The organism is Bradyrhizobium sp. CCBAU 45394 (assembly GCF_028128655.1).
Taxonomy (GTDB): Bacteria; Pseudomonadota; Alphaproteobacteria; order Rhizobiales; family Xanthobacteraceae; genus Bradyrhizobium; species Bradyrhizobium diazoefficiens.
Genome location: NZ_LBIX01000158.1, coordinates 30,502 through 54,797 on the forward strand (window position 1 = coordinate 30,502; position 24,296 = coordinate 54,797).

General features: G+C 64.6%; 23 protein-coding genes. 12 read left to right on the forward strand and 11 right to left on the reverse strand.

Going from position 1 to position 24,296, the window contains the following annotated elements:
* Positions 1 to 68: 68 nt before the first annotated feature.
* Complete coding sequence (locus WN73_RS18280) at positions 69 to 2,801, forward strand: bifunctional diguanylate cyclase/phosphodiesterase (RefSeq protein WP_271554135.1); 2,733 nt, start codon at positions 69 to 71, stop codon at positions 2,799 to 2,801.
* Here the strand turns inward: WN73_RS18280 and WN73_RS18285 are convergent.
* From WN73_RS18285 to WN73_RS18320, 8 genes are all read right to left on the reverse strand, one after another.
* A complete protein-coding gene (locus tag WN73_RS18285; RefSeq protein WP_028171794.1) occupies positions 2,798 to 3,409 on the reverse strand; it encodes an RNA polymerase sigma factor in 612 nt (203 codons plus the stop codon). The genes WN73_RS18280 and WN73_RS18285 overlap by 4 nt on opposite strands.
* Before the next feature lie 350 nt (positions 3,410 to 3,759).
* Positions 3,760 to 4,380: a hypothetical protein gene (locus WN73_RS18290; RefSeq protein WP_131234182.1), complete on the reverse strand. Its 621-nt coding sequence runs from the start codon at positions 4,378 to 4,380 to the stop codon at positions 3,760 to 3,762.
* Positions 4,377 to 5,033, reverse strand: coding sequence for a class III cytochrome C family protein (locus WN73_RS18295; RefSeq protein WP_333924984.1), 657 nt, complete (start codon positions 5,031 to 5,033; stop codon positions 4,377 to 4,379). Before WN73_RS18295 ends, WN73_RS18290 begins: the two co-directional genes overlap by 4 nt.
* A gap of 119 nt (positions 5,034 to 5,152) precedes the next feature.
* Complete coding sequence (locus WN73_RS18300; RefSeq protein ID WP_039184572.1) at positions 5,153 to 5,860, reverse strand: hypothetical protein; 708 nt, start codon at positions 5,858 to 5,860, stop codon at positions 5,153 to 5,155.
* A gap of 1 nt (position 5,861) precedes the next feature.
* Positions 5,862 to 7,811, reverse strand: a complete 1,950-nt coding sequence (locus WN73_RS18305; protein WP_271554140.1) for an FAD-binding oxidoreductase — start codon at positions 7,809 to 7,811, stop codon at positions 5,862 to 5,864.
* A gap of 23 nt (positions 7,812 to 7,834) precedes the next feature.
* Positions 7,835 to 8,689, reverse strand: a complete 855-nt coding sequence (locus tag WN73_RS18310) for a Spy/CpxP family protein refolding chaperone (RefSeq protein ID WP_271554141.1) — start codon at positions 8,687 to 8,689, stop codon at positions 7,835 to 7,837.
* Complete coding sequence (locus WN73_RS18315; protein ID WP_271554142.1) at positions 8,667 to 9,080, reverse strand: DUF1622 domain-containing protein; 414 nt, start codon at positions 9,078 to 9,080, stop codon at positions 8,667 to 8,669. The genes WN73_RS18310 and WN73_RS18315 overlap by 23 nt, the downstream gene beginning before the upstream one ends.
* Positions 9,077 to 10,306 (reverse strand): OpgC domain-containing protein, encoded by a 1,230-nt coding sequence (locus WN73_RS18320; protein ID WP_049832411.1) that lies wholly within the window; start codon positions 10,304 to 10,306, stop codon positions 9,077 to 9,079. The genes WN73_RS18315 and WN73_RS18320 overlap by 4 nt, the downstream gene beginning before the upstream one ends.
* A gap of 492 nt (positions 10,307 to 10,798) precedes the next feature.
* On the opposite strand from WN73_RS18320, the gene WN73_RS18325 reads away from it, so the two are divergent.
* Both WN73_RS18325 and WN73_RS18330 read left to right on the forward strand, forming a co-directional pair.
* On the forward strand, positions 10,799 to 11,062 hold the full coding sequence (locus WN73_RS18325; protein WP_028171787.1) for a hypothetical protein: 264 nt from the start codon (positions 10,799 to 10,801) through the stop codon (positions 11,060 to 11,062).
* Between the two features lie 148 nt (positions 11,063 to 11,210).
* Positions 11,211 to 11,447: a hypothetical protein gene (locus tag WN73_RS18330; protein WP_080668037.1), complete on the forward strand. Its 237-nt coding sequence runs from the start codon at positions 11,211 to 11,213 to the stop codon at positions 11,445 to 11,447.
* A gap of 73 nt (positions 11,448 to 11,520) precedes the next feature.
* Here the strand turns inward: WN73_RS18330 and WN73_RS18335 are convergent, their stop codons facing one another.
* On the reverse strand, positions 11,521 to 12,858 hold the full coding sequence (locus WN73_RS18335; protein WP_271554149.1) for a S41 family peptidase: 1,338 nt from the start codon (positions 12,856 to 12,858) through the stop codon (positions 11,521 to 11,523).
* Between the two features lie 304 nt (positions 12,859 to 13,162).
* On the opposite strand from WN73_RS18335, the gene WN73_RS18340 reads away from it, so the two are divergent.
* From WN73_RS18340 to WN73_RS18375, 8 genes are all read left to right on the forward strand, one after another.
* Entirely contained in the window at positions 13,163 to 14,296 is a 1,134-nt protein-coding gene (locus tag WN73_RS18340; protein ID WP_271554151.1) for an alpha-hydroxy acid oxidase, read from the forward strand.
* 14 nt (positions 14,297 to 14,310) lie between these two features.
* On the forward strand, positions 14,311 to 14,937 hold the full coding sequence (locus tag WN73_RS18345) for an HAD family hydrolase (RefSeq protein WP_011087592.1): 627 nt from the start codon (positions 14,311 to 14,313) through the stop codon (positions 14,935 to 14,937).
* Between the two features lie 165 nt (positions 14,938 to 15,102).
* Positions 15,103 to 15,321, forward strand: coding sequence for a hypothetical protein (locus WN73_RS18350; protein ID WP_039184576.1), 219 nt, complete (start codon positions 15,103 to 15,105; stop codon positions 15,319 to 15,321).
* A gap of 223 nt (positions 15,322 to 15,544) precedes the next feature.
* Positions 15,545 to 16,756, forward strand: a complete 1,212-nt coding sequence (locus WN73_RS18355; RefSeq protein WP_271554154.1) for a molybdopterin molybdotransferase MoeA — start codon at positions 15,545 to 15,547, stop codon at positions 16,754 to 16,756.
* A gap of 175 nt (positions 16,757 to 16,931) precedes the next feature.
* Positions 16,932 to 17,627 (forward strand): transcriptional repressor LexA, encoded by a 696-nt coding sequence (gene lexA / locus WN73_RS18360; protein WP_011087594.1) that lies wholly within the window; start codon positions 16,932 to 16,934, stop codon positions 17,625 to 17,627.
* A 287-nt stretch (positions 17,628 to 17,914) separates the two neighbouring features.
* Positions 17,915 to 18,121 (forward strand): hypothetical protein, encoded by a 207-nt coding sequence (locus WN73_RS18365; RefSeq protein ID WP_161534809.1) that lies wholly within the window; start codon positions 17,915 to 17,917, stop codon positions 18,119 to 18,121.
* Between the two features lie 193 nt (positions 18,122 to 18,314).
* Positions 18,315 to 18,746, forward strand: a complete 432-nt coding sequence (locus tag WN73_RS18370) for a hypothetical protein (RefSeq protein ID WP_028171781.1) — start codon at positions 18,315 to 18,317, stop codon at positions 18,744 to 18,746.
* Between the two features lie 224 nt (positions 18,747 to 18,970).
* Positions 18,971 to 19,912: a GAF domain-containing protein gene (locus tag WN73_RS18375; RefSeq protein WP_011087597.1), complete on the forward strand. Its 942-nt coding sequence runs from the start codon at positions 18,971 to 18,973 to the stop codon at positions 19,910 to 19,912.
* A gap of 10 nt (positions 19,913 to 19,922) precedes the next feature.
* Here WN73_RS18375 and WN73_RS18380 read toward each other — a convergent pair whose 3' ends face one another.
* Positions 19,923 to 22,196 (reverse strand): ComEC/Rec2 family competence protein, encoded by a 2,274-nt coding sequence (locus tag WN73_RS18380; RefSeq protein WP_271554156.1) that lies wholly within the window; start codon positions 22,194 to 22,196, stop codon positions 19,923 to 19,925.
* Positions 22,197 to 22,291: 95 nt separating this feature from the next.
* Entirely contained in the window at positions 22,292 to 22,525 is a 234-nt protein-coding gene (locus WN73_RS18385; RefSeq protein ID WP_028171777.1) for a DUF2171 domain-containing protein, read from the reverse strand.
* Positions 22,526 to 22,917: 392 nt separating this feature from the next.
* On the opposite strand from WN73_RS18385, the gene WN73_RS18390 reads away from it, so the two are divergent.
* Positions 22,918 to 24,246 carry an MFS transporter gene (locus WN73_RS18390; RefSeq protein WP_011087600.1) on the forward strand — a complete coding sequence of 443 codons (1,329 nt, stop codon included), beginning with the start codon at positions 22,918 to 22,920 and terminating at the stop codon, positions 24,244 to 24,246.
* Positions 24,247 to 24,296 lie beyond the last annotated feature (50 nt).

Below are 24,296 nucleotides of genomic sequence, written 5' to 3' on the forward strand. Positions count from 1 at the left end.
TTCCCGTAAACCAACGGATGTTTTGAGGATCAAGAATTGATCCTGGCGTGTGCGCGGCAACGATCCACATGATGACGAAATACGGCAGTCGCCTCTTTGACCAGGTCTTCGTGCGCAGCGGGCCGATCCGCTGGCTGGTCGTTGGCGGCACGCTGCTGATCGCCGCGATCGCCGTCGGCGCGGTCCTGATGGCGCAGAACTTCCGCGAGCGCGCGCTGCGCAACTCCGGCCGCGAGCTCGAAAACACCGTGCTGATGCTCGCCCATCATTTCGACCAGCAATTGCAGGATTTCGCGGTCATCCAGAAGGATTTTGTCGACCACGTTCGCACGATCGGCATTGCCAGCGCGGAAGACTATCGCAAGCGCCTTTCCGGCCAGGACATCCACCGCCTGCTGCGCTCGAAGATCGAGGCGCTTCCCTACATGGGCGGCGTCAACGTCATCGACGCCGAAGGCAATCTCATCAACTCGTCGACGGCGTGGCCGGCTCCGAAGGTCAACGTCGCCGACCGCGCCTATTTCCGCGCCTTCCGATATGCCCCCGATGCGCCCGACGTCCTGATCGAGCCGGTGCACAGCCGCATCTCGGGCGCCTGGACCATCCTGATCGTCCGCAAGATCGTCGGCCCGAACGGCGAGTTCATGGGCGTGGTCGGACGCGGCATCGAGCCGGCCAATTTCGAGAAATTCTTCGAGTCCGTCGTGCTCGGCGAAGGCGCGACCATCTCGATGCTGCATCGTGACGGCACGCTGCTCGCCCGCTACCCGCATTCGGGCGAATTGATGGGACGGAACTTCAGGAACGGCCCGTTCTCGCAGCAGCGAGTCTTCGGCCTCGACCATTTTGCCGGACGCTTCGTCAGCCCCGTCGACGGCGAGGACCGCCTGATCGCCTCGCACGCCCTGCCCCACTTCCCGATCCTGATGATGGCCACCACGACGCGCGCGGCGGCCCTGACGGACTGGCGCGAGCAGATCGGCATCCTGATCTCGGTCGCCGCCTCTTCCGCGCTCGCCATCGCCGGCGTGCTGATCGCGATCGTGCGCAAGCTTCTGGAGCAGCACCGCCTCTCGCGGGAACGGCTGACGCTGGAAAAGCAGCGTCTCGACCGCGCCGTCAACAACATGACCCAGGGCCTGCTGCTGTTCGACGCCGAGCAGCGGCTCGTGGTGTGCAACCAACGCTATATCGAGATGTACGGCCTGTCGCCCGAGGTGGTGAAGCCCGGCTCCAGCTTCCATGACATCATCGCCCACCGCAGCGCGACCGGCTCGTTCACCGGCGACGTCGACGGCTATGTCGCGCGCGTGCTGGGCGACATCCACGCGCGCAACTCCATGGTGGTCGACACCGCCGACGGGCGCTCGATCCACATCCTCAACGAGCCGCTCGCGGACGGCGGCTGGGTGGCAACGCACGAGGACATCACCGAGCGCCGGCGCATCGAGGAGCGCATCACCCACCTCGCCCATTATGACGCGCTGACCGACCTGCCCAACCGCGCCATGTTCCACGAGCATCTGCGCCAGGAGCTGGCCGCCATCACCGACGGCGAAGAGATCGCGGTGCATTACATCGACATCGACGAGTTCAAGGGCGTCAACGACGCGCTCGGCCACCTCGTCGGCGACGAGCTCCTGAAATCGGTCGCAACGAGCCTCAGCCGCTGCGCGGGCCCGGCGGATTTCGTGGCGCGGCTTGGCGGCGACGAATTTGCCATCGTGCAGGGCGCGGTGACGTCGCCGGACCAGGTCAACGATCTCGTCGCCCGGGTCTTCCAGGCCATCCGCGCTCCCTTCGACTGCATGGGCCATCATCTCACCACCGACGCCAGCATCGGCATCGCGCTGGCGCCCGGACACGGCACGGTGCTGGATCAGATCCTGAAGAACGCGGACCTGGCGATGTACGCCGCCAAATCCGCCGGACGCCGCACCTATCGCTTCTTCGAGCCGGAGATGGACGCCAAGGTCCGCGAGCGGCGGCAGCTCGAGATCGACCTGCGCCACGCCATCGCCCAAGGGGGGCTCGAAGGCGGCCTCGAAGTCTATTACCAGCCCTGCCTCGGCCTGAAGGACGACCGCATCACCGGCTGCGAGGCGCTTGTACGCTGGCGCCATCCCGAGCGCGGCATGGTCTCGCCGGTCGAGTTCATCCCGATCGCGGAGGATACCGGCCTGATCAACGAGATCGGCGAATGGGTGCTGGCCACCGCCTGCCTCGACGCCGTAAGCTGGCCCGACGATATCCGCCTCGCCGTCAACGTCTCGCCGGTGCAGTTCAAGAGCGGCACGCTGGCGCTGAAGATCATGGCGGCGCTCGCCGCCTCCAATTTTCCGGCCAGCCGGCTCGAGCTCGAGATCACCGAGGCGGTGCTGATCCGCGACGACGACAGCGCGCTCGCGATCCTGCACCAGCTCCGCGCCATCGGCGTGCGCATCGCGCTCGACGATTTCGGCACCGGCTACTCCTCGCTGAGCTACCTGCACCGCTTCCCGTTCGACAAGATCAAGATCGACCGCTGCTTCGTTAACGACATCGCCGGCCCCGACGGCTCCGCCAGCATCGTCCAGGCCGTCGTCAATCTGGCGGCCGCCCGCCGCATGACCACCACCGCCGAGGGCGTCGAGACCGAGGAGCAGCAGCGCCTGCTCCGCACGCTCGGCTGCTCCGAAATGCAGGGCTATCTGTTCAGCGCCGCAAAGCCGGCGGACAAGGTGCTGGAGCTGTTCGCACTGCATCGCAGCCGGCTCGCCCAGCGCGGCGGCAACGAGAGTCGCCGCCGCGAGGCAGGCTAGGTCGGACCTCGGTTATCAGCGCAGCGGCATTCCCAGAAGCTTTCCTCCAAACACACAACGCAGGTCTGCTCCAGACGCACCTTCAGGGCGTGCCGGGCGCGATGAAGGCGGACGGTCAGGTTGTTGACGGTCACGCCCAGATCGGCCGCAACCAGCTCCCGCGGCTCACCGGCGAGATCCACCCTTCTGATGACTTCGGCATGCTCCGGCTTCAGCAGGGACAGGTGGGTATGAAGACACTCGCAGACCGCGGCATTCGCAGCGGAATCCTGATCGGCTGCAAGACGGTCGTTGAGCTCATGCGGAAAAGGCATCTCGCGAGTCCTGCTCCTTGATGCCTGGCGGTGAAAGTCTGCGATGGACGTGGCCAGGACCCTGCTCAGCCAGCCTCGAACCGAGTCCGCATCACGAATGTCGCCGGATCGCTCCAGTGCACGCAACATGAACGCCTGGAGCACCTCCTCCGCTTCCGCCTTCCCGCCAAAGCGCCGCTGCAAATAATTGCGAAGGCGATCGTAGCTGCCGACGAGGGCAGCACGAACGACTGCCTCCTGCACTTCCAGGGAGCCGGCTGTCAGCATCGGCAGATTCTCGTTCGGCGATTTCATGACCCATCGTCCTTGCATGACATTCGGTAGATCGCTTCGTTGGAGCGGGAACGCGACGGCGCGGCTGCCATCAGCCGGTGCGGCAGCCTCCCGAACAGCGGGCGCGAGCGATCGCTGCGACAGCGGCGCTCACGTGGCGACCTCTGTTTCCGCAAACCGGCGATCGCTCTTTCGGCGTTCTTCCTCTCAGCACGCAGCGTGCGGGAACAGCACCGAGGCCGGCGCCGTCACTCCGCCGCGTGTGAGGTCCTGGCGCGCATCGTCGTCATCCGCATGGCAACGTGCCTCTCGCAGACGAGTCGATCCGCGCTCGCACCTGGAGCGACGCAGTCCGGTTTTCAGGAGCTATCTCAGGCGATGGGGGGCCGGTAGTGGCGACGGAACGTGCCTTCGTCGCCGATCACGTCAGGCTGCGCTTCGCAGCGCGAGCGCGGCACGACGAACTCCGCAACGGCCGGAGCTTGCGGCCACACGGCGCTGAAGCAAAGCACCGAGCCGCAGCAGGTCGCATGCCGCTCGCCGGGCCGGTCATGGTCGTCGTCGTCGCAATCCCCGGCCATCGCAACGTCATGCGAATGTACTGCCGATCCGCCAGCGTGATCGTGCTCATGCGCATCTCCAGGCTGATCGCTCGGATGGTCGCACTGCATCGCTACGTCGAGGGAGATCGAGATCGCGAGGGACGGCGTCATCGACGCGAGCAGGTAAGCGATGGCGACAAGCCATCCCCACCATCTTCGCCTTGGCTTTCGCAAGCCAATCATCCCTGCACCTGCTGTCCCGACCGGAAACATATAGCTCTGGTTGCAGTGACGGCCAATAGAAAACGACGCTCGCGGCTTCGACATTGCAAGAACGGCGATGAGAGTCGTGCGCCGTGCCAGATGCGGCGCGGAAATCAGCTCCCGATTTCTTTCGTCGAGCCCTGTAATATATTGCACCCCTCTCCGTCGCGCGACCGAATCCGTCAATGGTGCTTCATCCAGCCGGTGCCCTTGATGTCGTTGAACGAGTCGGTTCTGTGACACAGAAAGCATTGATCGACCGATGCGTGCTCCTGTCCCGTGATCATCCGATCCATCATGACGAAGTGGCCCATGTAGTGGCTCGGCGGCGCCTGATGGCATTGGGCGCAGTCCCTCGAAGTCGGCGAGGGGTGCAGGAAACCGGCGATCTTCCAGGACGCGAGCCCATGGCAATCCGCGCAGTCCCGTCCGAGCAATTCGCGGTGCGGCTCCCGGTTGCTGTGGCAGCTGGCACAGTCGAGCGCAGCCTTTTCCCGCCGTTCTGACTTTGGCAGGCCGAGAAACTCCTTCAGGTCCGCAGTCAGTTGATCGGCCGTGGCCCGGTCGAACAACTTCGTGCCGGAGCCGGCCGCCGCGACTTGCAGCAGTGCCGCGTGGTCCATCCTGATCGGCCGCAACTCGCCCATGTGCTCGAGATGACAGCCGGAACATTGAGTGCCCGCCGCGGCATGAAACGCCGTCGACTGCTTGGCGAGATCCGCGGCGGAAGGCGCGTGACAGGAGATACAGGCCGCTGCGTCGACGCCCCTGACCGGCGTGTGGCAGCTCTCGCATCTGTCGGACAGAAAAGCGTGCTTCCCGGACAGCGGCCCGGGCATCACAAATCTCGTCCAGCCCGGGACTAGCTCGGAGCTGCCCCGATAGAGAGCGATCGATACGACGGCCGCGCTTGCGACGGCCAGTGTCGCAACCACGGCGTAGAGCACGCCCCTGATCGTCACGCCAGCCACCGCAGCCCGTAATAGACCTCGGCCGCCACATGCACCGCCAGCAGCGCATACATGACGATCGCCGCCATGACATGCAGCCCGATCCACTTCAGGAAGATCTTCTTGATTGCTTCGCTGGATCCGATCGCCGATTCGAGATCGGAAATGCCATCGACGAGTTGCAGCACGGGCACATTCGGCAACGCCGATGCAGGCGCGGCGTCCCCCTCACGGACCACACGATCGGGCGACGACATCGCCGACGCAATGTGCTCATAGGCCGACCTCAAGGTCGCCAGATGCGATTGCTGCTGGCGCAGCTCCATCGCGGTTTGCGGCAGGTAGTACCGCCCGACAAATCCGGTGACGACAACGATCAGCATGCTGGTCACCAGGGCAATCCCAAGCGGACTTTGAAACTTGTGACCGGTATGCAGAAGCGCGAAGAATGCTGCGACGATTCCGTCATAGGCGTGAAACGCCAGGAGCGTCGGCATCGACACGCCTCGCGTGACCAGGACCTTCAAACCCACGCTGTATTTCGTCATCGGATAGACGAGAAGGAGAACCATCAGCACGGCCGCACCGGCCCCGAGGACAAAGCCCGCCAGGCTTCCTGCGAACCGGCTGTCGGAGTGCAGCAGGAAAGCCGGCACCAGCAGCAACAGGGCCGCCAGAACGACGTCGGCGATCAGGCGCTCTCTCCCGTCCATCATGTCAGGCCTCGACGACCAGATCTCCGACCGATCTCGCCTGGCAGGCCAGGATGAGACCGTTCGCCTTATCGTCTGCGGTCAAGGCGTCCTGGACCTCCATCGTGACGTTTCCTTGCAACAGATGCGTCTTGCAGACGCCGCAGACCCCGACCCGACAGGAATAATCGATCGAAACGCCCGCGCTCTCGGCCACCTCCAGGACGCTCTTGTCCGGAGGCAGCGCCACAACCTTATCGGATGTCGCAAAGCGAATGGTGGCCGTTGCAGGACCGACTGTCGCAGCCCCTCGATTGCTCGCCTCGGCGGCCGGCATTTGCGCTTCGGCCGCGACCTTGCCGGGAGGTGGAACGGCGCCGCGGGCCGGCCCAAAGGCCTCCGTCTTGATCTGCTCGCGCGGCACGCCGAGCCCGATCAACGTCTTCCTGAGCGCGTCCATCATTCCGGGCGGACCGCACAGGTGAACGCGTCGTCTGGCGAGATCGGGCACGGCCTGCGTCAGGAACTCGGCCGTGATCTGCCCCTCGCTTCCCATCCACGACGTGCCCGCGGCCCGCACCATCGTGGCCGCGACGTGCAGATTGTTCATCCTGCGCTGAAGATATTCCAGCTCGTCCCGGAAAATGAATTGCTCGGTCGTCTGCGCGCCATAGACGAGGTAGATCTGGCCGGGCCATGCAATATCCGAGAGATACCGGATCGCCGCCATCAGCGGCGTGATACCGACCCCGCCACCGATCAGGACGACGCTGTCGGCTTCCACGCCCGTGAATGTAAAGGCGCCTGAGGGGCCCGCCACTTCAACGAGGTCTCCCTCCTTCAGGTGGCCATGCATGTAGTCGGACAGAAGCCCGCCGTCTTCGCGCTTGATCGTGGTCTCGACATAGGCGGTCTGGGCGGCGGACGATGCGATCGTGTAGGAACGCCTGACGGCCTGTCCGTCGATCTCGATGGCATAGGTCAGGAACTGTCCCGGCAGGAATGCAAACGGAATCGCGCCGCCGTCTGGTGCTTGCAGACGGAAGGTCTTCACGTTCGGTGTCTCCTGATAGATCGCGCAGATCCTCAGCTTGCCCTTCCAGGAGCGGCTCGCCTCAACCCGCCGCGGATGGCGATCTTTCTCCTGGGAGGATGTCGCCTCGGGCTTGTCGTTCGGCACGCCGGCGGCCGGCGGGGACACGAGGGGCGCGGCAGCAGCCGGAGCGACCGCAGCGCGCGTCAGCCGGTCGACCAGCGCGTTCGCCCGGCGCATGCGCGCGAGGTAGACGGCAAGCATCGCGAGCGAGAACAGCACCAGCAGCGCCATGGTCGTGACGTGAAACCAGGAGACCCCTGGCGTGCCGTCATCCGCATCCATGGCGCCGCGCTGAGGCAGGAGGTTCATCTGCGATTTGAACCAGGCCTGTGCGATTTGCTGCGGCGGCTTGCCCTCGTGCAGCGAGCGCAGCGCGACCACGCCACTCTGGACGGCGTTCAGAGATTCGCGAAGCCGACGCGCCGCCTGATCCGCGGCAACGATGTCGCTCCCGGCAATGGCGTGCCGCAGATCCATCTCAGCACCCGCCAAGCGATCGGTCTCCGCGCTGATCCGCTCGCGCGCCTGGATCTCCAGATTGCTCCGCTGTTCGGCGGACAGCGACGGCATATCCATCAATGCCGGATAAAACTCCTTGCGCGGCCGGCCCATCATGCCGTCCATTCCGCCCATCATCCCCGGCGTGGCGCCGCCGGGCGGCGCGCCGGCCGCACCGCCTGCGGAGCCGGACGCTGCGGGATGATGTGCGGCGTGGTCGTCCTCTGCCTGCGCCAGCTCCCAACCCTGAGCGACCTGCCCTGTCGGATGCGCGCGGCCGAGGCCGAAGTCCGATGCGAGCGCGGCATTCGCCACAAGCTGGCTCGTGAGGACGACGAGCGCAGACAGGCCGGCTCGACATCGAAGGGGCAGACCGAACATGATCTCGCTCTCGATTCCAGCGCTCAGAACGACGCAATCAGAGGCAGCAGGATCGTGTCTGCTGTCTGCTTCTGGCTCTCGTTCAACGACGCGTAGAGCCGCGTGAAGGCCACGCGAGCCGCCTTGAGCGCCTCCAGGCGCTCGGACAGGTGCCGCTCGTAATGCTCCAGACGGTCCGCGCTTCCCAGCCTGTCATCCATCGCGAGCATCTTGCGCGCATCCAGCAGGTGCTGCCGGCTCGACCGCAAGGCATCCGCCACATTATTCCAATCGGCAACCTGCTTGTCGCTGATCTGCAATTCCGCCTTCAGAAATGCGATCCGCCCTTCGAGCCGCTCGGTCACGTCCGCCGGGCCACTCATCGCGCCGCTGCTGCCAGACGAACTCATCTGGCCGCGCATCATCTTCTCCATCATTTGCATCATCTGCATCATGCCGGAATTGTCCTGGCAGCCGGCGCCCTGGCAGTCCCGCATCTGGCCTTGCGGCGGCATCTTCATCTTGTCGTCGTTCATCTGGCCGCCGCTCATGTTCTGCGGCTGACCCGATGGCTGTCCCGTATTCATCTTGCCGCTGGAATCCGACGGTGCGGGCATCTTCGACATCTTGTCGTCGTCCATCATCGCGACGCGTGTCAGATCGGTTGCAGCGACCGCGGACGACAGTCCACCCGAACCCAGCACGAGGACGGCAAGGGCGGCTGCGCTCACGACAAATTTCTTCGGACGATTCATGGTCATTCTCCAGGGTTTGATTCGGATGGTCGTCTGCTCATCGAGGTCGACGATGAGGGCAGCGAAGTGCGGGTCAGGCCATATAGACGCGGAGCGCCGGAAACTCTTACGCACGGAGGTGTCAAAGGCCGCCGCGTGCTGCATCGCTCACCTCCCCGTCATGCCTTCGCCACGGCCATCGCCCTTCGATTTCAATCTGGAGCGAGAAGCTCAGGAAGGTGCGGATCACGATGATCAATGCCAGGATGCCGAGCCGGTCGAACGACGGCACGATCGCGACCATTCCGATGATGTCGGCGGCAATCAGGAATTCGAGGCCAAGTAGGATGCCGCGACCGAGGTTCGCGCGATAGGAACGAAATGCGTCTGCAGGCGCACCGCGCCGCATCTCGTTCAACGACCAGACCGTTGCGGCAACCACGCCGCACACGATCACCACCACGCCAAGCAGCTCGATCGTCGATGCGGTCCAGTGCAGGCCATGCAGGATGACGCCCTGCACGTCCTCGGTGAAAATCAACTCGGAAGTTATCATTCGCCCGCCTCCCCGCCCTGCCCGGACGAACGGCTTCTGTCCACGCCCTTCGACCAGGTCCGGTAGTAGGCAACGCCCGTCATGATCCAGAGGCCCGCGGCTCCGACGATGAGCTGAGCCGGGATTCCCTCCGATCCAAAATCAAGCAGGAAATGCGCGATGAACGAAAGGAAGAGACCGACGCAGAACACGGGCAAGGATTGCTGGCCACATCGAATCAACGGCTGCAGGAAAGGCGACTTCAGTCCCGGCCAATCGATCGGAACGAGCGAGACGACGATGAGCACCAGGCTCGCCAGATGAACGACCCGATAGGGGCTGAGATTGGTCTTGTCGTTCGGTACGAAGACGGCGACGAGTCCCTCGGGGAGGTAGCCCCTGAGCTCGGGAATTCGCTCGGCCAGTGTCATCACAAGCGCGAAGAGCAGAAAGCCGCCGCTCATGACAAGGAGCGTGCGGGACGACAGCAGCCAGCGACTTGCCGTCGCCCCTCCCAATGCCAGCCAGGCCCCGAATACGAAGAGCAGTTGCCAGGTAAACGGATTGAAATACCAGACCCCGGCCGGATAGGCGGGCAAGTTCCAGCCGTAATGGCGGGCGGCCAGATAGAGACCGAACGAGCTGATCATCACCGCGTTCCGCCATCGCAACATGAACCAGAGCACGACGGGAAACGCAGCCATCAGCACGATGTAGAGCGGCAGGACGTCGAGATTGAGCGGCTTGAACTTGAGGACCAGGCCTTGCGAGAGCGTCTCGACGGGAAAGTCCATCAGTGGCGCGACGTTGAACTGATCCATCAGGTGAAGGTCGTCGAACCTGTGCGCAAGGTAATGCACGGCGGTGAGATAGACGAAGAACAGCAGAAGGTGGGCGACATAGAGCTGCCATACTCGCCGCAGCAGCCGGGTTGCCCCGATGACGAAGCCACGCTCCATCATCATGGTGCCGAACACGAACGTCGCGGTGTAGCCGGAGATCAACACGAACAGATCGGCGCCGTCGCTGAAGCCGTAATTGCGCGTCGTGAACCAGACCAGCACCGAATTCGGAATGTGTCCGAGGAAGATCAGCCAGTTCGCCAGACCGCGAAACAGATCCAGCCGGACATCGCGCCGGGGCTTGGCCAGCACCGATCTGATCGTGATCGTCTCCCAGAGCCGGCGGCGCAGGACAAATGCAACTTGCAGCGGCCGACCGGCCACCAGGATCGTCTCGTCAATCAAGAGCGTGCTTCCCATTCTTGCGCGATGTTTGCGGATCGCAACCGCGCCGCGATGCTCTATCCACTCGCGAGCCGGCACGCTAGGTGGCGTCGTTGATGCTCTTTTGACGGACATCAAACTCGAGCGATGCACCGGCCAAATCTTTTTTTCGCGCGGTCTTGTAATGAGTTGAGACGCCTCTCGTCCTCGAGTCATTCGATCGACATCGCCATCTTTCCAGCAACGCCTCTTGCCGGCACTGCAAGTGATCGAGGGCACGACATGAAGTCATCGAATTCGCGAGATCGATGCAAATTTTTTTCTGTAAGAAGATCGATACTTCCCGTCGACTGCGGCAACTCGACGATCCACGCATCGGCGCACGCAAGTGCGCGCGTCGACATTTGATTTTGCTCAACCTAGACAATCGCGCTCCGGGTTTGGTTGCCTGTCAGTCAAGCCACCGGGACTTGATTGACACCAACTCGACAAGTTCAAACAGGAGAAACCAGAATGAGTCACCGCAAGCTGATCATCGCTGCCGCGATCATGTCGCTCGTCGCGTTGCCCGCCTTGGCGCAGACGAGCACGACGAACACCACCGATGAGAAGAACGGCCACCACTATTCGGGCGGGCCCAAGACCGAGGTCCCGCACCACATGGGCAAGAAAGAGAGCGACGGCGGATCGACCAGCGGATCGGGCGGCAGCCACCATTACGGCGGCGGACCGAAGACGGAAGTCCCGCATCACATGGGCCCGAAGAAGGAGCAATGACGATCGCGCTGTGATCTCGCGGCTTGCGAGCCGCGGGATCACCGCAGAGCCCTATGTCCTAAGCTCGCAATTGATCAGACCCGTCGACTGAGATTTGAACTGATTGTAAGACGAGGTCCGTTCAACTCGTTCCAAGAAAGAGCGCAAGATGGCTCAGATTTCCGGATATGTCGTGGTCACAGTTACCGGCTTGTCATCGGCCGGCACCGTCGCTGCGCCGGGCCTCAAGGTTGGAGATCGTGTCATCCAGGCCTCGTCACCCTCCCTCAATGGCAACGTGAACATCTTCGAAGCCGTCGTTACGGTCGATGATCAATTGCAACAATTCACTGCTTTCGGTGCTTCGACAGCGGTCACATTCGAAATCCTGGCGCTCCGCCTTTGACACGCCAGCCTCAAAACGAATTCGCCCGGGAGCGGTCATCCGCTCCCGGGCGATTATCTGGACGTCGTAGGATTTAGTTCGGCACCGCAGCCTTCGGCGCGGGCTTGGCCGCGACCGCATTCGCGGTGACGCCGTGCAGGAAGTCGTAGGCCGCGTGCAGGGCCTTGTCGTCCTCCTCTTTCGGCGGGACGTAGGACTGCGATCCGGTCTGCTCGGTGCCGTCGGCAGCCTGCAGGTGGCCGCGCATCTGGGACTCCGCCATGGTATCCATCCGGCCCTTCAGCTCGGGCGGCACGTCCTGGAGGATCTCGATGTCGGGCGCAATACCCTGGGCCTGGATCGAGCGGCCGGACGGCGTGTAGTAGCGCGCCGTGGTCAGCGCCAGCGCGCCATTGCCGGCGCCGAGCGGAATGATGGTCTGCACCGAGCCCTTGCCGAACGAGCGCGTGCCGATGATCGTGGCACGCTTGTGGTCATGCAGCGCGCCGGCGACGATCTCCGAGGCCGAAGCCGAGCCGCCATTGACCAGAACCACCAGCGGCCTGCCCTTGGTAAGGTCGCCACCATGCGCGGTGAAGCGCTGGGTTTCCTCCGGATTGCGGCCGCGGGTCGAGACCACCTCGCCGCGCTGAAGGAACGCGCTCGACACCGACACGGCCTGGTCGAGCAAGCCGCCCGGATTGTTGCGCAGGTCCATCACATAGCCCGCGAGCTTCTCCTGCGGGATCTCCCTGGAGATCGCCGCGATCGCCTTCTTCAGGCCGTCGGTGGTCTGCTCGTTGAACGAGGTGACGCGGATATAACCGATGTCGCCATTCTCGACGTGGAAGCGGACCGGCCGCACATGGATGATCTCGCGGGTGATCGCGATGTCGAGCGGGGCGTCGGCGCCCTTGCGCACGATGGTGAGCTTGGTCTTGGTGTCGACCGGGCCCTTCATCTTGTTGACGGCCTGCTCGAGCGTCATGCCCTGCACGGCATCGCCATCGATCTTGCTGATGAGATCGCCGGACATGATGCCGGCCTTGGACGCCGGGGTGTCATCGATCGGCGAGACGACCTTGACCAGGCCCTCCTCCATCGTGACCTCGATGCCGAGCCCGCCGAACTCGCCGGAGGTGGTCTCCTGCATCTCGGTCCAGGCCTTGTCGTTCATGTAGCGCGAATGCGGATCGAGCGAAGTCACCATGCCGGTGATCGCGCCTTCGATCAGCTTGGCGTTGTCGGGCTTCTCGACATAGCTCGCCTTCACGCGCTCGAAGACTTCGCCGAACAAGTTGAGCTGTGAATAGGCATCATCCGCGCCAGCCGCCGCCCGTGCCGCCCATACTCCGCCGTGCGGACTGGCTACCAGAAGGGTCAAACACGCTCCGGTGAGCGCGCCCAGGGGGAACAGCAGGGTTTTCCGCATGGATAGGCTGGCCTTTTTGCTTGGCGGTTCTCTTGGGCTTGGGAGGCGCCATGCAAATGGCGATCCAGCCCGCTTCTCACAATACCATTCTGGTTTCTTCAAGGCCGGGACGCCGCGCCGGCGGGTACACCGTAAAAATCCCTTCGCCCGGACCTAAACTTTTGGCAACGTTCCGAAACCGTTTCACGCGAAGCGGGAATCGGTCGACCGACCGCGCCTCGCAGCTATGCGATTTTAGGATGGTTTTGGAGAGCCGGACGGGTTAGGCGATGAAACAAGGCTTCAAATTCTCGGGAGGATAATAATGAACGAAAAACCCCGCATCCAGCCGGAAAGGAACGTCGAACTCGGCGCCAGCAGCGAGCCGTTCCAGAATCTGCACGAATTCATCCGCAAAGCACGCGCCAACCTCAACCAGAATGCCTGGGACTATATCGTCGGCGCCGCCGAGACCGAGACCACGATGCGCCGCAACCGGATGGCGCTGGACGAGATCGCTTTTCGCCCGCGCGTGCTGCGCGACGTGCGCAAGGTCGATGGCTCCGTCGAGCAGTTCGGCCGCAGGATGCGCCTGCCGGTGGTGCTCGCCCCGGTCGGCGCGCTCGAGATCTTCGATCCGGATGGCGCCGCGAGCGTCGCGCGCGCCGCCGGCACCTTTGGGGCGGCGCACATGCTGAGCTCGGTGTCCGAGCCTGGCCTGGAGAAGACCGCCGCAGCCGCCCCCGACGCGCTGCGTCTCTACCAGCTCTATGTGCGCGGCGACGACGCCTTCGTCGCCGATGTCGTCAGCCGGGCCGAAAAGCACGCCTACGCCGCCTTCTGCCTGACCGTCGACACCGCCCATTACAGCCGTCGCGAACGCGACATCGCCAAGCGCTACGTTCGCGAGAGCCGCCTGCGCGCCACCGGCGGCGATTTCCAGAAAGGCCTGGAATGGCGGACCGTGAAGATGATCAAGGACAAGTTCAAGATTCCGCTGATCCTGAAAGGTATCGCCACCGCCGAGGACGCCCTGATCGCGCTCGATCACGGCGTCGAATGGATCTACGTCTCCAACCATGGCGGCCGCCAGCTCGATCACGGCCGCGGCGCCATGCATGTGCTGCCTGAGATCGTCGAGGCCGTGAAGGGCCGCGCCAAGATCATGGTCGATGGCGGCTTTGGCCGCGGCACCGACATCGTCAAGGCGATCACGGCGGGCGCCGACCTCGTCGGCATCGGCCGGTTGCAATGCTGGGCGCTGGCGGCGGCCGGCGAAGCCGGCGTGACGCGGATGCTGGAACTTCTGGAGGACGAGGTGCTGCGCTGCCTCGGCCTGTTGGGCGCCACCTCGTTCGCCGAGGTCAACAAGTCCTGCCTGCACCAAGCCACCGCAACGAATGCGCCGAGCGTGTTCAGCGCGTTCCCGCTGTTCGACCACGAACCTTACCGGTACTGATCCGAAAGGACGCAATGACCTCGCTCTCTCCCGGCAGCGCGGATGCGCTTCTGTTCGACCTCGGGCGCGTCGTGCTCGACATCGATTTCTCCAAGGCGATCGCCTGCTGGGCGGGACACGCCGGCTGCAAGCCGGAGGCGATCATTGCCCGCTATGTGCGCGACAGCGAGGCGTATCGGCTGCACGAGGTCGGCAAGATCAGCGACGAGGAGTATTTCGCCTCGCTACGCGCCTCGCTCGGGATCGGCATCTCGGATGCGCAATTCCTCGAGGGCTGGAACGCGATCTTCGCGGGTGAGATGCCCGATGTCGCGGAGCTGTTGCCGCGTGCGGCGAAGCAGATGCCGCTCTACGCCTTCTCCAACACCAACCGGCCGCATGTCGACCATTTCTCGAAGGAATACGCCGACCTGCTCGGCCATTTCCGCGAGCTGTACCTGTCGTCCAGCATCGGCCTGCGCAAGCCGGACGCGGCGGCGTTCGACCATGTCGTGGCGGCCATCGGTGTGCCCGCCAGGCGCATCGTGTTCTTCGACGACCTCGCCGAAAACGTCGAGGGAGCGCGGGCGCGCGGATTGACCGCGGTGCATGTGACCTCGCCCCGCGATGTCGGCGACGCGCTCGAGGCGCTGGGAATCTGATCGAGACGCATCGGCCGGCGGGTGAAACCGGGGAGCTCCCGGAACCGATCTGGCCGAGATGAGGAACCAAATCGCTTTGTACATTTTTGTACAGAGTTCCGGGAACGGAATGCCCGCTTCCGGACTCTTGAGTCCGTTGGGACTTCTACAGACGGACGTATCATCGTGTTGGGCAAGACCTACCTCACCAAACAAGCCTCTCTTCTGCTCGAATTCGCCAGAACGACTTCGGATGCTGACCTCTCCGCCAAGCTGATCAGCAAGGCCGCCGACCTGAAATCCCAGGCCGATCCGCTGCCCGACAAGGATCAAGGCCCCAAGCCCCCTGACGTGGCTCCCGACGTGGCGCCGGACCTCCGTCCGGACCGCCAGACCGGTCGTTGACCGATGCTGGCCGTGGCTCCCGTCATTGTCGTCCTTGCCATGGCCACGCTCGTTCCCGTCTTTCTCGTCAGACAGATCATGCCGCGGCAAAGCTGACGGTCCCTCATGACTGGACGGATCAAGCAGGATAAATCCTGATCCGGTCCCATTTTGCTTCATCGCCCGCGCTCGGCTAGAACTCTTGCCGCCCATTCGTCCAGAATTTCCGAGCAGGAGTTTCGCCGTGGCCTTGATGCCGGTTTCTGACGCGCTCGCCGCGGTGCTGGCCGGCGCGGAGCCGCTGCCTGAAGAGATGATTCCCCTCGACGAGGCCTACCACCGCGTGCTCGCGCGCGACGTCGCGGCGCGGCGTACCCAGCCGCCCGAGGCGATGTCGGCCATGGACGGCTACGCCGTGCGCGCAGCCGATGCGGCCAGGGTCGACGCGCAGCTCACCATGATCGGCGAGGTCGCGGCGGGCCGGCCGTTCGCGGGAGCGGTCGGCGCCGGCGAAGCGGTGCGAATCTTCACCGGCGGCGTCGTTCCCGCCGGCGCGGACGCGGTCGTGATCCAGGAGGATACGGTCGCCGAGGGCAAGCGCATCACGATCAAGGAAGCCGCTATCGCCGGTCGGCACATCCGGCCCGCCGGCGTCGACTTCCGCGAGGGCGACGTGCTCCTGCGCAAAGGAACCCGGCTCACCGAGCGCGACCTCGCGCTCGCCGCGGGGATGAACCACCCAGACCTGCCCATCCGCCGCCGTCCGAAGGTCGCGATCCTCGCCACCGGCGACGAGCTGGTGATGCCGGGCACCACGCCGGGCCCCGGCCAGATCGTCTATTCCAACGGCTATGCCCTGCACGCCCTCGCCCGCCAGGAGGGCGCAGATACCATCGACCTCGGCGTTGCCGCCGATACGCTGGAGGCCACCACAGCCGGCATCCGCCGTGCCCGAGAGAGCGGCGCCGACATCCTGATCACGATCGGCGGCGCCTCGGTCGGCGACCACGATCTGGTCCAGCAGGCGCTGAAGGCCGAAGGCATTGCGATGGCGTTCTGGAAGATCGCGATGCGGCCGGGCAAGCCGATGATGCACGGCCGGCTAGGGGCGATGGGGGTGATCGGCCTGCCCGGCAATCCCGTGTCGTCCTATGTGTGCGGCTTCCTGTTCATGGTGCCGTTGATTCGCGCCCTGTCGGGCCGCGCCGTGATTCACCATCGTCGCGAGCGCGCCGTGCTCGGCCGCGATGTCGGCGCCAATGACCAGCGCGAGGACTATCTTCGTGCGCGCCTGGAGCGGCGCGACGACGGCATGCTTGTCGCCCTTCCCGTCAATCATCAGGATTCCTCGCTGCTTGCGAATCTCGCTGCGGCGCAGGCACTTCTCGTGCGCGCGCCGTTCGCGCCGAAGGCCGAGGCAGGCGCGCCTTGCGAGGTGCTGCGACTGCCCGCCTGAACGCACTGGTCCTGCGCGTTCCGCGAACTTTGTCGCGTTCACGGTAAATTAAGCAGTTGCGGAACACATATCGAACATATAGTGTCCGTTCATGATTTGTTTCGAGCATCTGGCGGCTCGCCGCTGAATTCACCGTCTCGGAATCGAACGACATCAACCGGGGGATTTGGTCGAGATGTTAACGCGCAAACAATACGAGCTTCTGCGATTCATCAGCGAGCGTTTGAAGGAAAGCGGTGTGCCGCCCTCCTTCGACGAGATGAAGGACGCGCTCGACCTGCGCTCGAAGTCGGGCATCCATCGCCTGATCACCGCACTGGAGGAGCGCGGCTTCATCCGGCGCCTGCCCAACCGGGCCCGCGCGATCGAGGTGATCAAGCTGCCCGAGCTGCAGGCCGCCGCTGGCAACCGCCGTGGCTTCACGCCGAGCGTCATCGAGGGCAATCTCGGCAAGGTGCGAGCGAGCTCCAGCGCGGACGAGGGCGAACGCCCCGTCGCGGTGCCGGTGATGGGCCGCATCGCGGCCGGCACGCCGATCGAAGCGTTGCAGACCCGCAGCCACACCATCAGCGTACCGCCCGACATGCTCGGCTCGGGCGAGCACTACGCGCTCGAAGTGCGCGGCGACTCGATGGTCGAAGCCGGCATCCTCGACGGCGACATGGCGCTGATCCAGCGCAATGAGAGCGCCGACACCGGCGACATCGTGGTGGCGCTGATCGACGACGAGGAAGCGACGCTGAAGCGCTTCCGCCGCCGCGGCGCCTCGATCGCGCTCGAGCCCGCCAATGCGGCCTATGAGGTCCGCATCCTGCCGCCCAACCGAGTGAAGATTCAGGGCAAGCTGATCGGCCTATACCGGAAGTACTGAGCGTGATCCGGACTGGAGGGCCGCGTTAGCGCAAAGTGCGCAGCGGTTTTCCCTCGCGACAAGCGCAGGACGCGCTTGCGCGGAGATCATGCTCAAGCAATCACCTAAGCGCGGCCCGCCGGTTGGCGACCCGCGTCGTTGACGATTGGAGCGGACGATTGTCCGCTCCGGCTGGATAGTCTTTCTGGTTTTGCTCAGATTATCCGGCCCCTCTCTAGCGCTACATCCTCGCGACGCCGCACGAAGCCCTCATCGCTTCGTGGCCCTGGAGATCGAGGAGGCAATCAATGCGCAAGATCGTTTTGAGCACCGTCACGGTGGCGCTGATCGCAGCATCCGCGTCGGCATCGCAAGCCTTCGCCGCGCAGTCGCACCATGCCCGCAAGGCAACGCAGACGACGAGCGAGCAATTGCGCAATGCCCGCAACGCCGTCGCGCAGCCGTCGCAACCCGCCTGGCAATATTCGGGCTGGTCGGCACCTGCTGGTCGCTGACGGAGACGCACGCCAAATGCACGGAAGCGGTTTTTGTTCCTGAGGCATTTGAAAAAGATATTGTGATGGCAGCCTGCGGACCCAAGCCGCAGATTTGCCTACAACCAAGAAGACGCTAACATGCTTCCACTCTGATAGAGGCCAGTGCCTCCGAAGGAGGCGCGGGTCGCTATCCCTGAATGAGGAGCACCCGATGTGTGACTACAGCCTGCATGCCGTCGCGACGCGTCCCGCACAAGTCGGCGAGACGATCGTCACGACCACCTTCCGCGGCACCTCGACGCGCGGCTTCGCCTCCGAGGCCGACATGTCCGTCGCGGTCTGCCTGCTGCCGGGAACGGAGCTCGCCTTCGCCGACAACGTCCGCTACGACAATCGCTGGATCTGGACGCGCACCATCAACTCCCGCGTCGGCAAGTTCGGCAAGATCGATCCGCACATTCCCGATCGCCATCATGACGCGATCGAATTCCCCGACGGCAAATACGTACTCGTGACGCAACTCGTCGAAGGCCAGCGCGCGACCGTGCTGCAATTGCCGGTGACCCAGCCGGCCGGCGAGCGTGAACACAAGCCGGAGATCATCGCTGACAGGCCGACGATCACACGCCTGCCGATCGGCTGATGTACCTCCCCCCGGCGCAGAGGTCGGGGCCGGGATTGAAATTGCCATCGCCGGCCGTGGCCGGCGAGATGGTATGATTTGCGTCTTCCGGAATCCAATCCGCCGAGATCAGGCTCGCACCTGCCCATCGCACGAAGTTTGCGCGGCCCTGCCCGAATTTTGAACGTCCGTTCCGCGGCCAGATCGCCGATGCTGTCAAAGGCTTGAGGCGGCGGACACGTTCGATGAAAACCTTCATTCGCGTCGTTGAACTCTGGGTGCCGGACCGGACGCGCATGCGGCTGGAATTCGGCGGCGGCCTCTACGGCGAAGGGCTGTCCGCGTTCAAGGCCGTGAGCGAGGACTTGCGCTTCGGATACGACGAGGGCCTTCCCGGCAAGGCCTGGGCCAGCGGCCATCCCGTGATCCTCACTAAATTCGCCAACTCCTATTTCAAGCGGACCGACCAGGCGCTCGCGGCCGGCCTCACCTGTGGCGTGGCGGTGCCGGTGTTTTCAGGCGAATTCTTGCAGGCCGTCATGGTGCTGTTCTGCGGCGATGACGAGGCGCATGTCGGCGCGATCGAGCTCTGGCACAATGATCCCGATAGCTCCCACGAGATGGGGCTCGTCGACGGCTACTATGGCACCGCCGACATGTTCGAATTCAACTCCCGCCACACCAGGTTTCCCCGCGGCTTCGGTCTGCCCGGACGCACCTGGAAAGCGGGCCTGCCGCTGATCATCAAGGACCTGCACAACGCCAGGAGTTTTCTGCGCTGGGAAGACGCCGCCGAGGTCGGGATCAATCTCGGCGTCGGCGTGCCCTATCGGACCGGCACCGACCAGACCTGGGTGCTGACTTTCCTGTCCGCACAGGCGACGCCGATTGCGCGACGCTTCGAGATCTGGGTGCCGAACGAGGCCCGTTCGGCACTGGTCTTTCGCGCCGGCGATTGCAGCGCGCAGACAGACCTTGCCGCGCTCTATGCGGACAAATCCATCGCCAGGGGCGACGGCAGCATCGGCGGAGCCTGGGCCACCGGCATGCCCGCGCTCAACGACGATCTCGGGCACGACGGCTCGGCCGCAGCCGCGGAGGCCCGCGCAATCGGACTGAGCCAGATGGTGGCCCTGCCGGTAATCGGGAGTGCTGGGCTCGAAGCCGTGCTGGCCTGGTACCTGTGAGCCCGTCCGCTCAATCCTCGGCCTGCAGGTCGGCCTCGGACGGCGTCGCGTCCCGGGGGGCGGCCGCCTGCGGCGCAAGGCTCGCGCTGAAATCGCCCTCGCCGGCGGTCGCCGGCGACCACGGACGATCGGTGCCTCTCGCTTTCACCGCCTGAACCGCAAAGCCGTCGCCGCGCCGTGTCAGAGCGAGCGCGCCTTGCGCCGCGAGTCGCTGCCGGTCGACCACCATCGCCACACAATCCGGTGGCGCCGGTCGCGCCGTCACCACCAGCGCAGCGCGGCTGCAATCATCCGCCAGAGCGTCGATGCGCAAGGCCAGCGCGACCAGGCGCCCGTCGGCGAGCGGCGTCACGCAGCCGGCCTCGTCGCACGACACGCCGGCGGCGAGCGAGGGACTACCGGCATCGCGCGGATCGGCGTCGGCAGCCAACCACTCCTTCAGCAGAAAGCCGTCCTTGTTCGCCCGGATCATTTGCAGGGGCCCGTCCCTGCCCCGCACCGCGACACTCTGGCCGTCCCCGGCGATCAGAATATCCGGCCGCCGGTCTGCCAGCCCCCAGAGGATCGCGACCAACAGCACCAGCGCGCCTGACCAGCGTAAGGGCGTGCGCAGCAGGCCCATCACGATGATCCCGAGGCTCGCCGCGATCAGCGGCGCAATGCCGAACGCCGGGATGCGGCCGACCGCGCCCGGCAGCGCGGCCACCCAGCGCGAGACCGCGACCATCCAGTCGATGCCGATCCCCATCAGCCACCAGAACACGCCGTCGAGCCCGAACGGCGCCGCGAGCAATCCGAGCAGTCCCGCCGGCATCACCAGCGCCGACACCACCGGCATCGCCCCGAGGTTGGCAAGCACGCCGAACGGGGTGACGCGGTGGAAGTGGAAGGCGGCATAGGGCGTGGTCGCAAGCCCCGCGATCAGCGAGGCCAGAAACAGCATCGCGATCTCGCGGCCGCCCCACATCGCGATGCGCGCGGTCGCCGAATGATCGGGCGAAGCGAACAGGTTCGGCATGCCGATCTGCACCAGCGCAACCAGCCCCAGCGTTGCCGCAAACGACATCTGGAAGCTCGGATGCACCAGCGCTTCGGGCGCGACCGCGAGCACGATCAACGCGGCCACGGCAAGCGTGCGGAAGGTGATGGCGCGTCGGTCGACCATGACGGCGATCAGCACCACGGCGGTCATGAAGAACGAGCGTTGCGTCGCGACCTCCGCGCCCGAGAGCAGCAGATAGAATGCGGCGGCCACCAGCGCCGCAGCCGCCGACCATTTCTTGATGGGGAAGCCGACCGCCAATCGCGGAATCAGAGCGAGCAGCGCGCGGACCGCGAAGAACACGACGCCGGCGACCACCGCCATGTGGTAACCGGAGATCGAGAGCACATGGCCCAGCCCTGAAATGAACATGGCATCGTTGACGGGCGTGGTGATCGCGTCGCGCCGCCCCGTCAGCAGCGCCGTCGCGATCGCGCGATTGTCGCCTTCGAGCATTGCCCGGATGCGCGCGTCGATCGCATCGCGCAGGCCCTGCATGAAGGCGGCATAGCGCAGCCGCAAGCCACCGGCATCGGGCGGCACCGCAGCCGCAATCGCCCCCATCACGAAGCCGGAGGCGCCGATGCCCTGGAAAAACATGTCGCGCGAGAAATCGTAGCTGCCGGGGCGCACCGGCGAAATCGGCGGCATCAGCCGCGCCTTCAACTGCACGAAGCTGCCGACCTCCGGCGCAGTCCCCTTGCGCACCGAGAGGCGCACGCGCTCCAGCTTCACCTCGCTCCGCTGCGCCTCCATCGCGGTGACACGCAGCACGAAACGGTCGGTGCGCTCGCGGATGTCGCGCGTCTCGACGAAGCCCGACAACGACACCGAATAGAGCGGTTTTGCGAGAACGGTGTGAGCAATGCGCGCCGTCTTCCAGGTCGCCACGGCAAAACCGGCCGCAATCGCCGCGATCATGATCGCGGGGGCGAACAGCCGGCTCCGCCGCAACAGGACGGCGCCAAGCATGAGCGCGGCCGCTATCGCGGCAACGACCCACAGCACCGGCTCGTGATCGGCGGTAAAGTAGAGTGCGATGCCGCTGCCGAAGGCGACCGGCACCCACGGCAACAGCCGCCCGGCGCCGGCCTCCGCGCGCATCCATCCGCGCAGCGCCTCGACGAGTGCGGGCCAGGCGCCATAGCCCGCCGGCGCAAACCCGCCGGCCGGAGCAGCCCGGCCAACGGGCCAGGTCCCCGCAATCCCTTGGGACCGTGCTGGCCGGCCCGGCTCCGCCATTCCCTGCACCTTGCGATACGTGACGGAGGCCGAGGCTACCGGAACGTGCAGGGCGGCGAATAGCGGTACAGATCAGGAACGAACTCGATCGAGCCCTACTTTTCCTCTTCCATCGTCACGGCGACATCCGCCTTGGCCGACAGCCGGACCTTGTTGCCCTCGACGCCGGCGACGAGGCCCCTGTCGATGAAGTGATGATGGCCCCTGTGGCTGCCCTCGCCGCTGTCCTTCTTGGTCAGCTTGATCCGATGGCCTTCGACCTTGTCGACCGTGCCGATGTGGACGCCGTCGGCGCCGATGACTTCCATATGCTCTGCGATGTTCTGCATGGTGGGCTCCTCGCTCGGGACCCACACAACGCCCGAGAGGTCCTTTCCGTTCATTCGTGACACGACCGCCCGGCGCGATGGGCGACCGTTCTGTCTCTGGACGGGGGCAGCCTGGGTTCGGGTCGATTGCGCCGAAAGTCTCATAAGGGGTCGGCCTTGGCAGGACTAAACTGCTCTCCACGCCTCCCCCGCACAGACGGGCCAGGTCGTGACAGCTCGCGGTACCGAAGGCCGCCGAAGCTCTTCTCAGGTGGTTCAAGGTTCCTCTGAGACCAGGCGTTGCGGACGCAACTCGCAATTCTCGCCTGTAGCGTCGCACACCAAACGCACTCCGCGAGCGAACTGGCGCTGAAATGCGCGAGGAGTGGGTTTGAGTTTGATAGGAGCAGCACATGGCAGTTCAAGTACCGCACGATTTCCGCCGCGTGATCGTTGCTGCATCGGTGGGAAACGTCATCGAATGGTATGATTTCTATATCTTTGGCAGCCTGGCCGCCGTTCTGTCGGTCAAGTTCTTCGAGCAATCCCACCCGGTTGCAGCCCTCCTCAGCACGATCGCTCTGTTCACTGCGGGCTTCCTGATCCGCCCCCTGGGAGCCTTCCTCTTTGGATGGATGGGTGACAGGGTCGGACGAAAATATACATTCCTCATCACGCTGAGCGGAATGGGACTGGGTACGGGGGCAATCGGGTTGATCCCGACCTACCAGTCCATAGGTCTAACGGCGGCGTTCGTTCTGTTCGGCCTGCGCATGATCCAGGGTCTGTGCCTGGGCGGCGAATATGGCGGCGCCATCACCTATGTCGCGGAGCATGTGCCGGACGACAAGCGCGGCTACTACACCGGCTGGCTACAGACCTCTCCGACTCTCGGCATCGTGGTGTCGCTGGCCGTGATCGTCCTGACTCGGACCTGGTTCGGCAATCAGGTCTTCGACGAATGGGCCTGGCGCGTTCCGTTCCTGGTGTCTTTCCTGCTGGTGGCCATCGCGATCTACATTCGGCTCCAGCTCCAGGAGACGCCGATCTTCCAGGAGATCAGGGCCCGCGGCCAAATGACGACGAACCCGTGGAAGGAGGCCTTCCTCAGCTCCAACATCAAATACATCGGGATCGCGATCGTGGTCCTGATCGGACAGGGCGTGGTCTGGTACAGCGGCCAGTTCTGGGCGCTGTACTTCCTGCAGCAGGTCTCCAAGGTGGATGCGCTGACCTCGGCCTACATCGTGGGAGCCGCGCTGCTGATCGCAACGCCGAGCCTGATCTTCTTCGGCTGGCTGTCGGACCAGATCGGCCGCAAGCCGGTGATCCTGGGCGGCATGCTGCTCGCTGCGATCACGTACTATCCGCTCTATCTGTGGCTGGGAACGGTCACGCAGCCCGGCAACATCAACTATCCGACCGCGATCTTCATCATCTTCATCCTGGTTTGCTACGTCGGGATGGTGTACGGGCCGGTCGGCGCGTTTCTGGCGGAATTCTTCCCCGCCAGGATCAGGTACACGTCGGTCTCCGTGCCGTACCACATCGGCAACGGTTGGGGTGGCGGATTGGTGCCGTTCATCACCTCGGCGGCATTCGCCGCGACCGGCAGCATCGGCTACGCGCTGATCTACCCGATTGCGGTGCCTGCGGTGTGCTTCGTGCTTGCGGTCTTCCTGATGCCGGAGACTCGCAAGATCAGCATCTGGCAACCGATCGAGCCCAGAGCCGCATTGTAACGTAACCACCTCTCCTCCGGCCGCCGCCGATGGCGGTCGGAGAGAAGCCG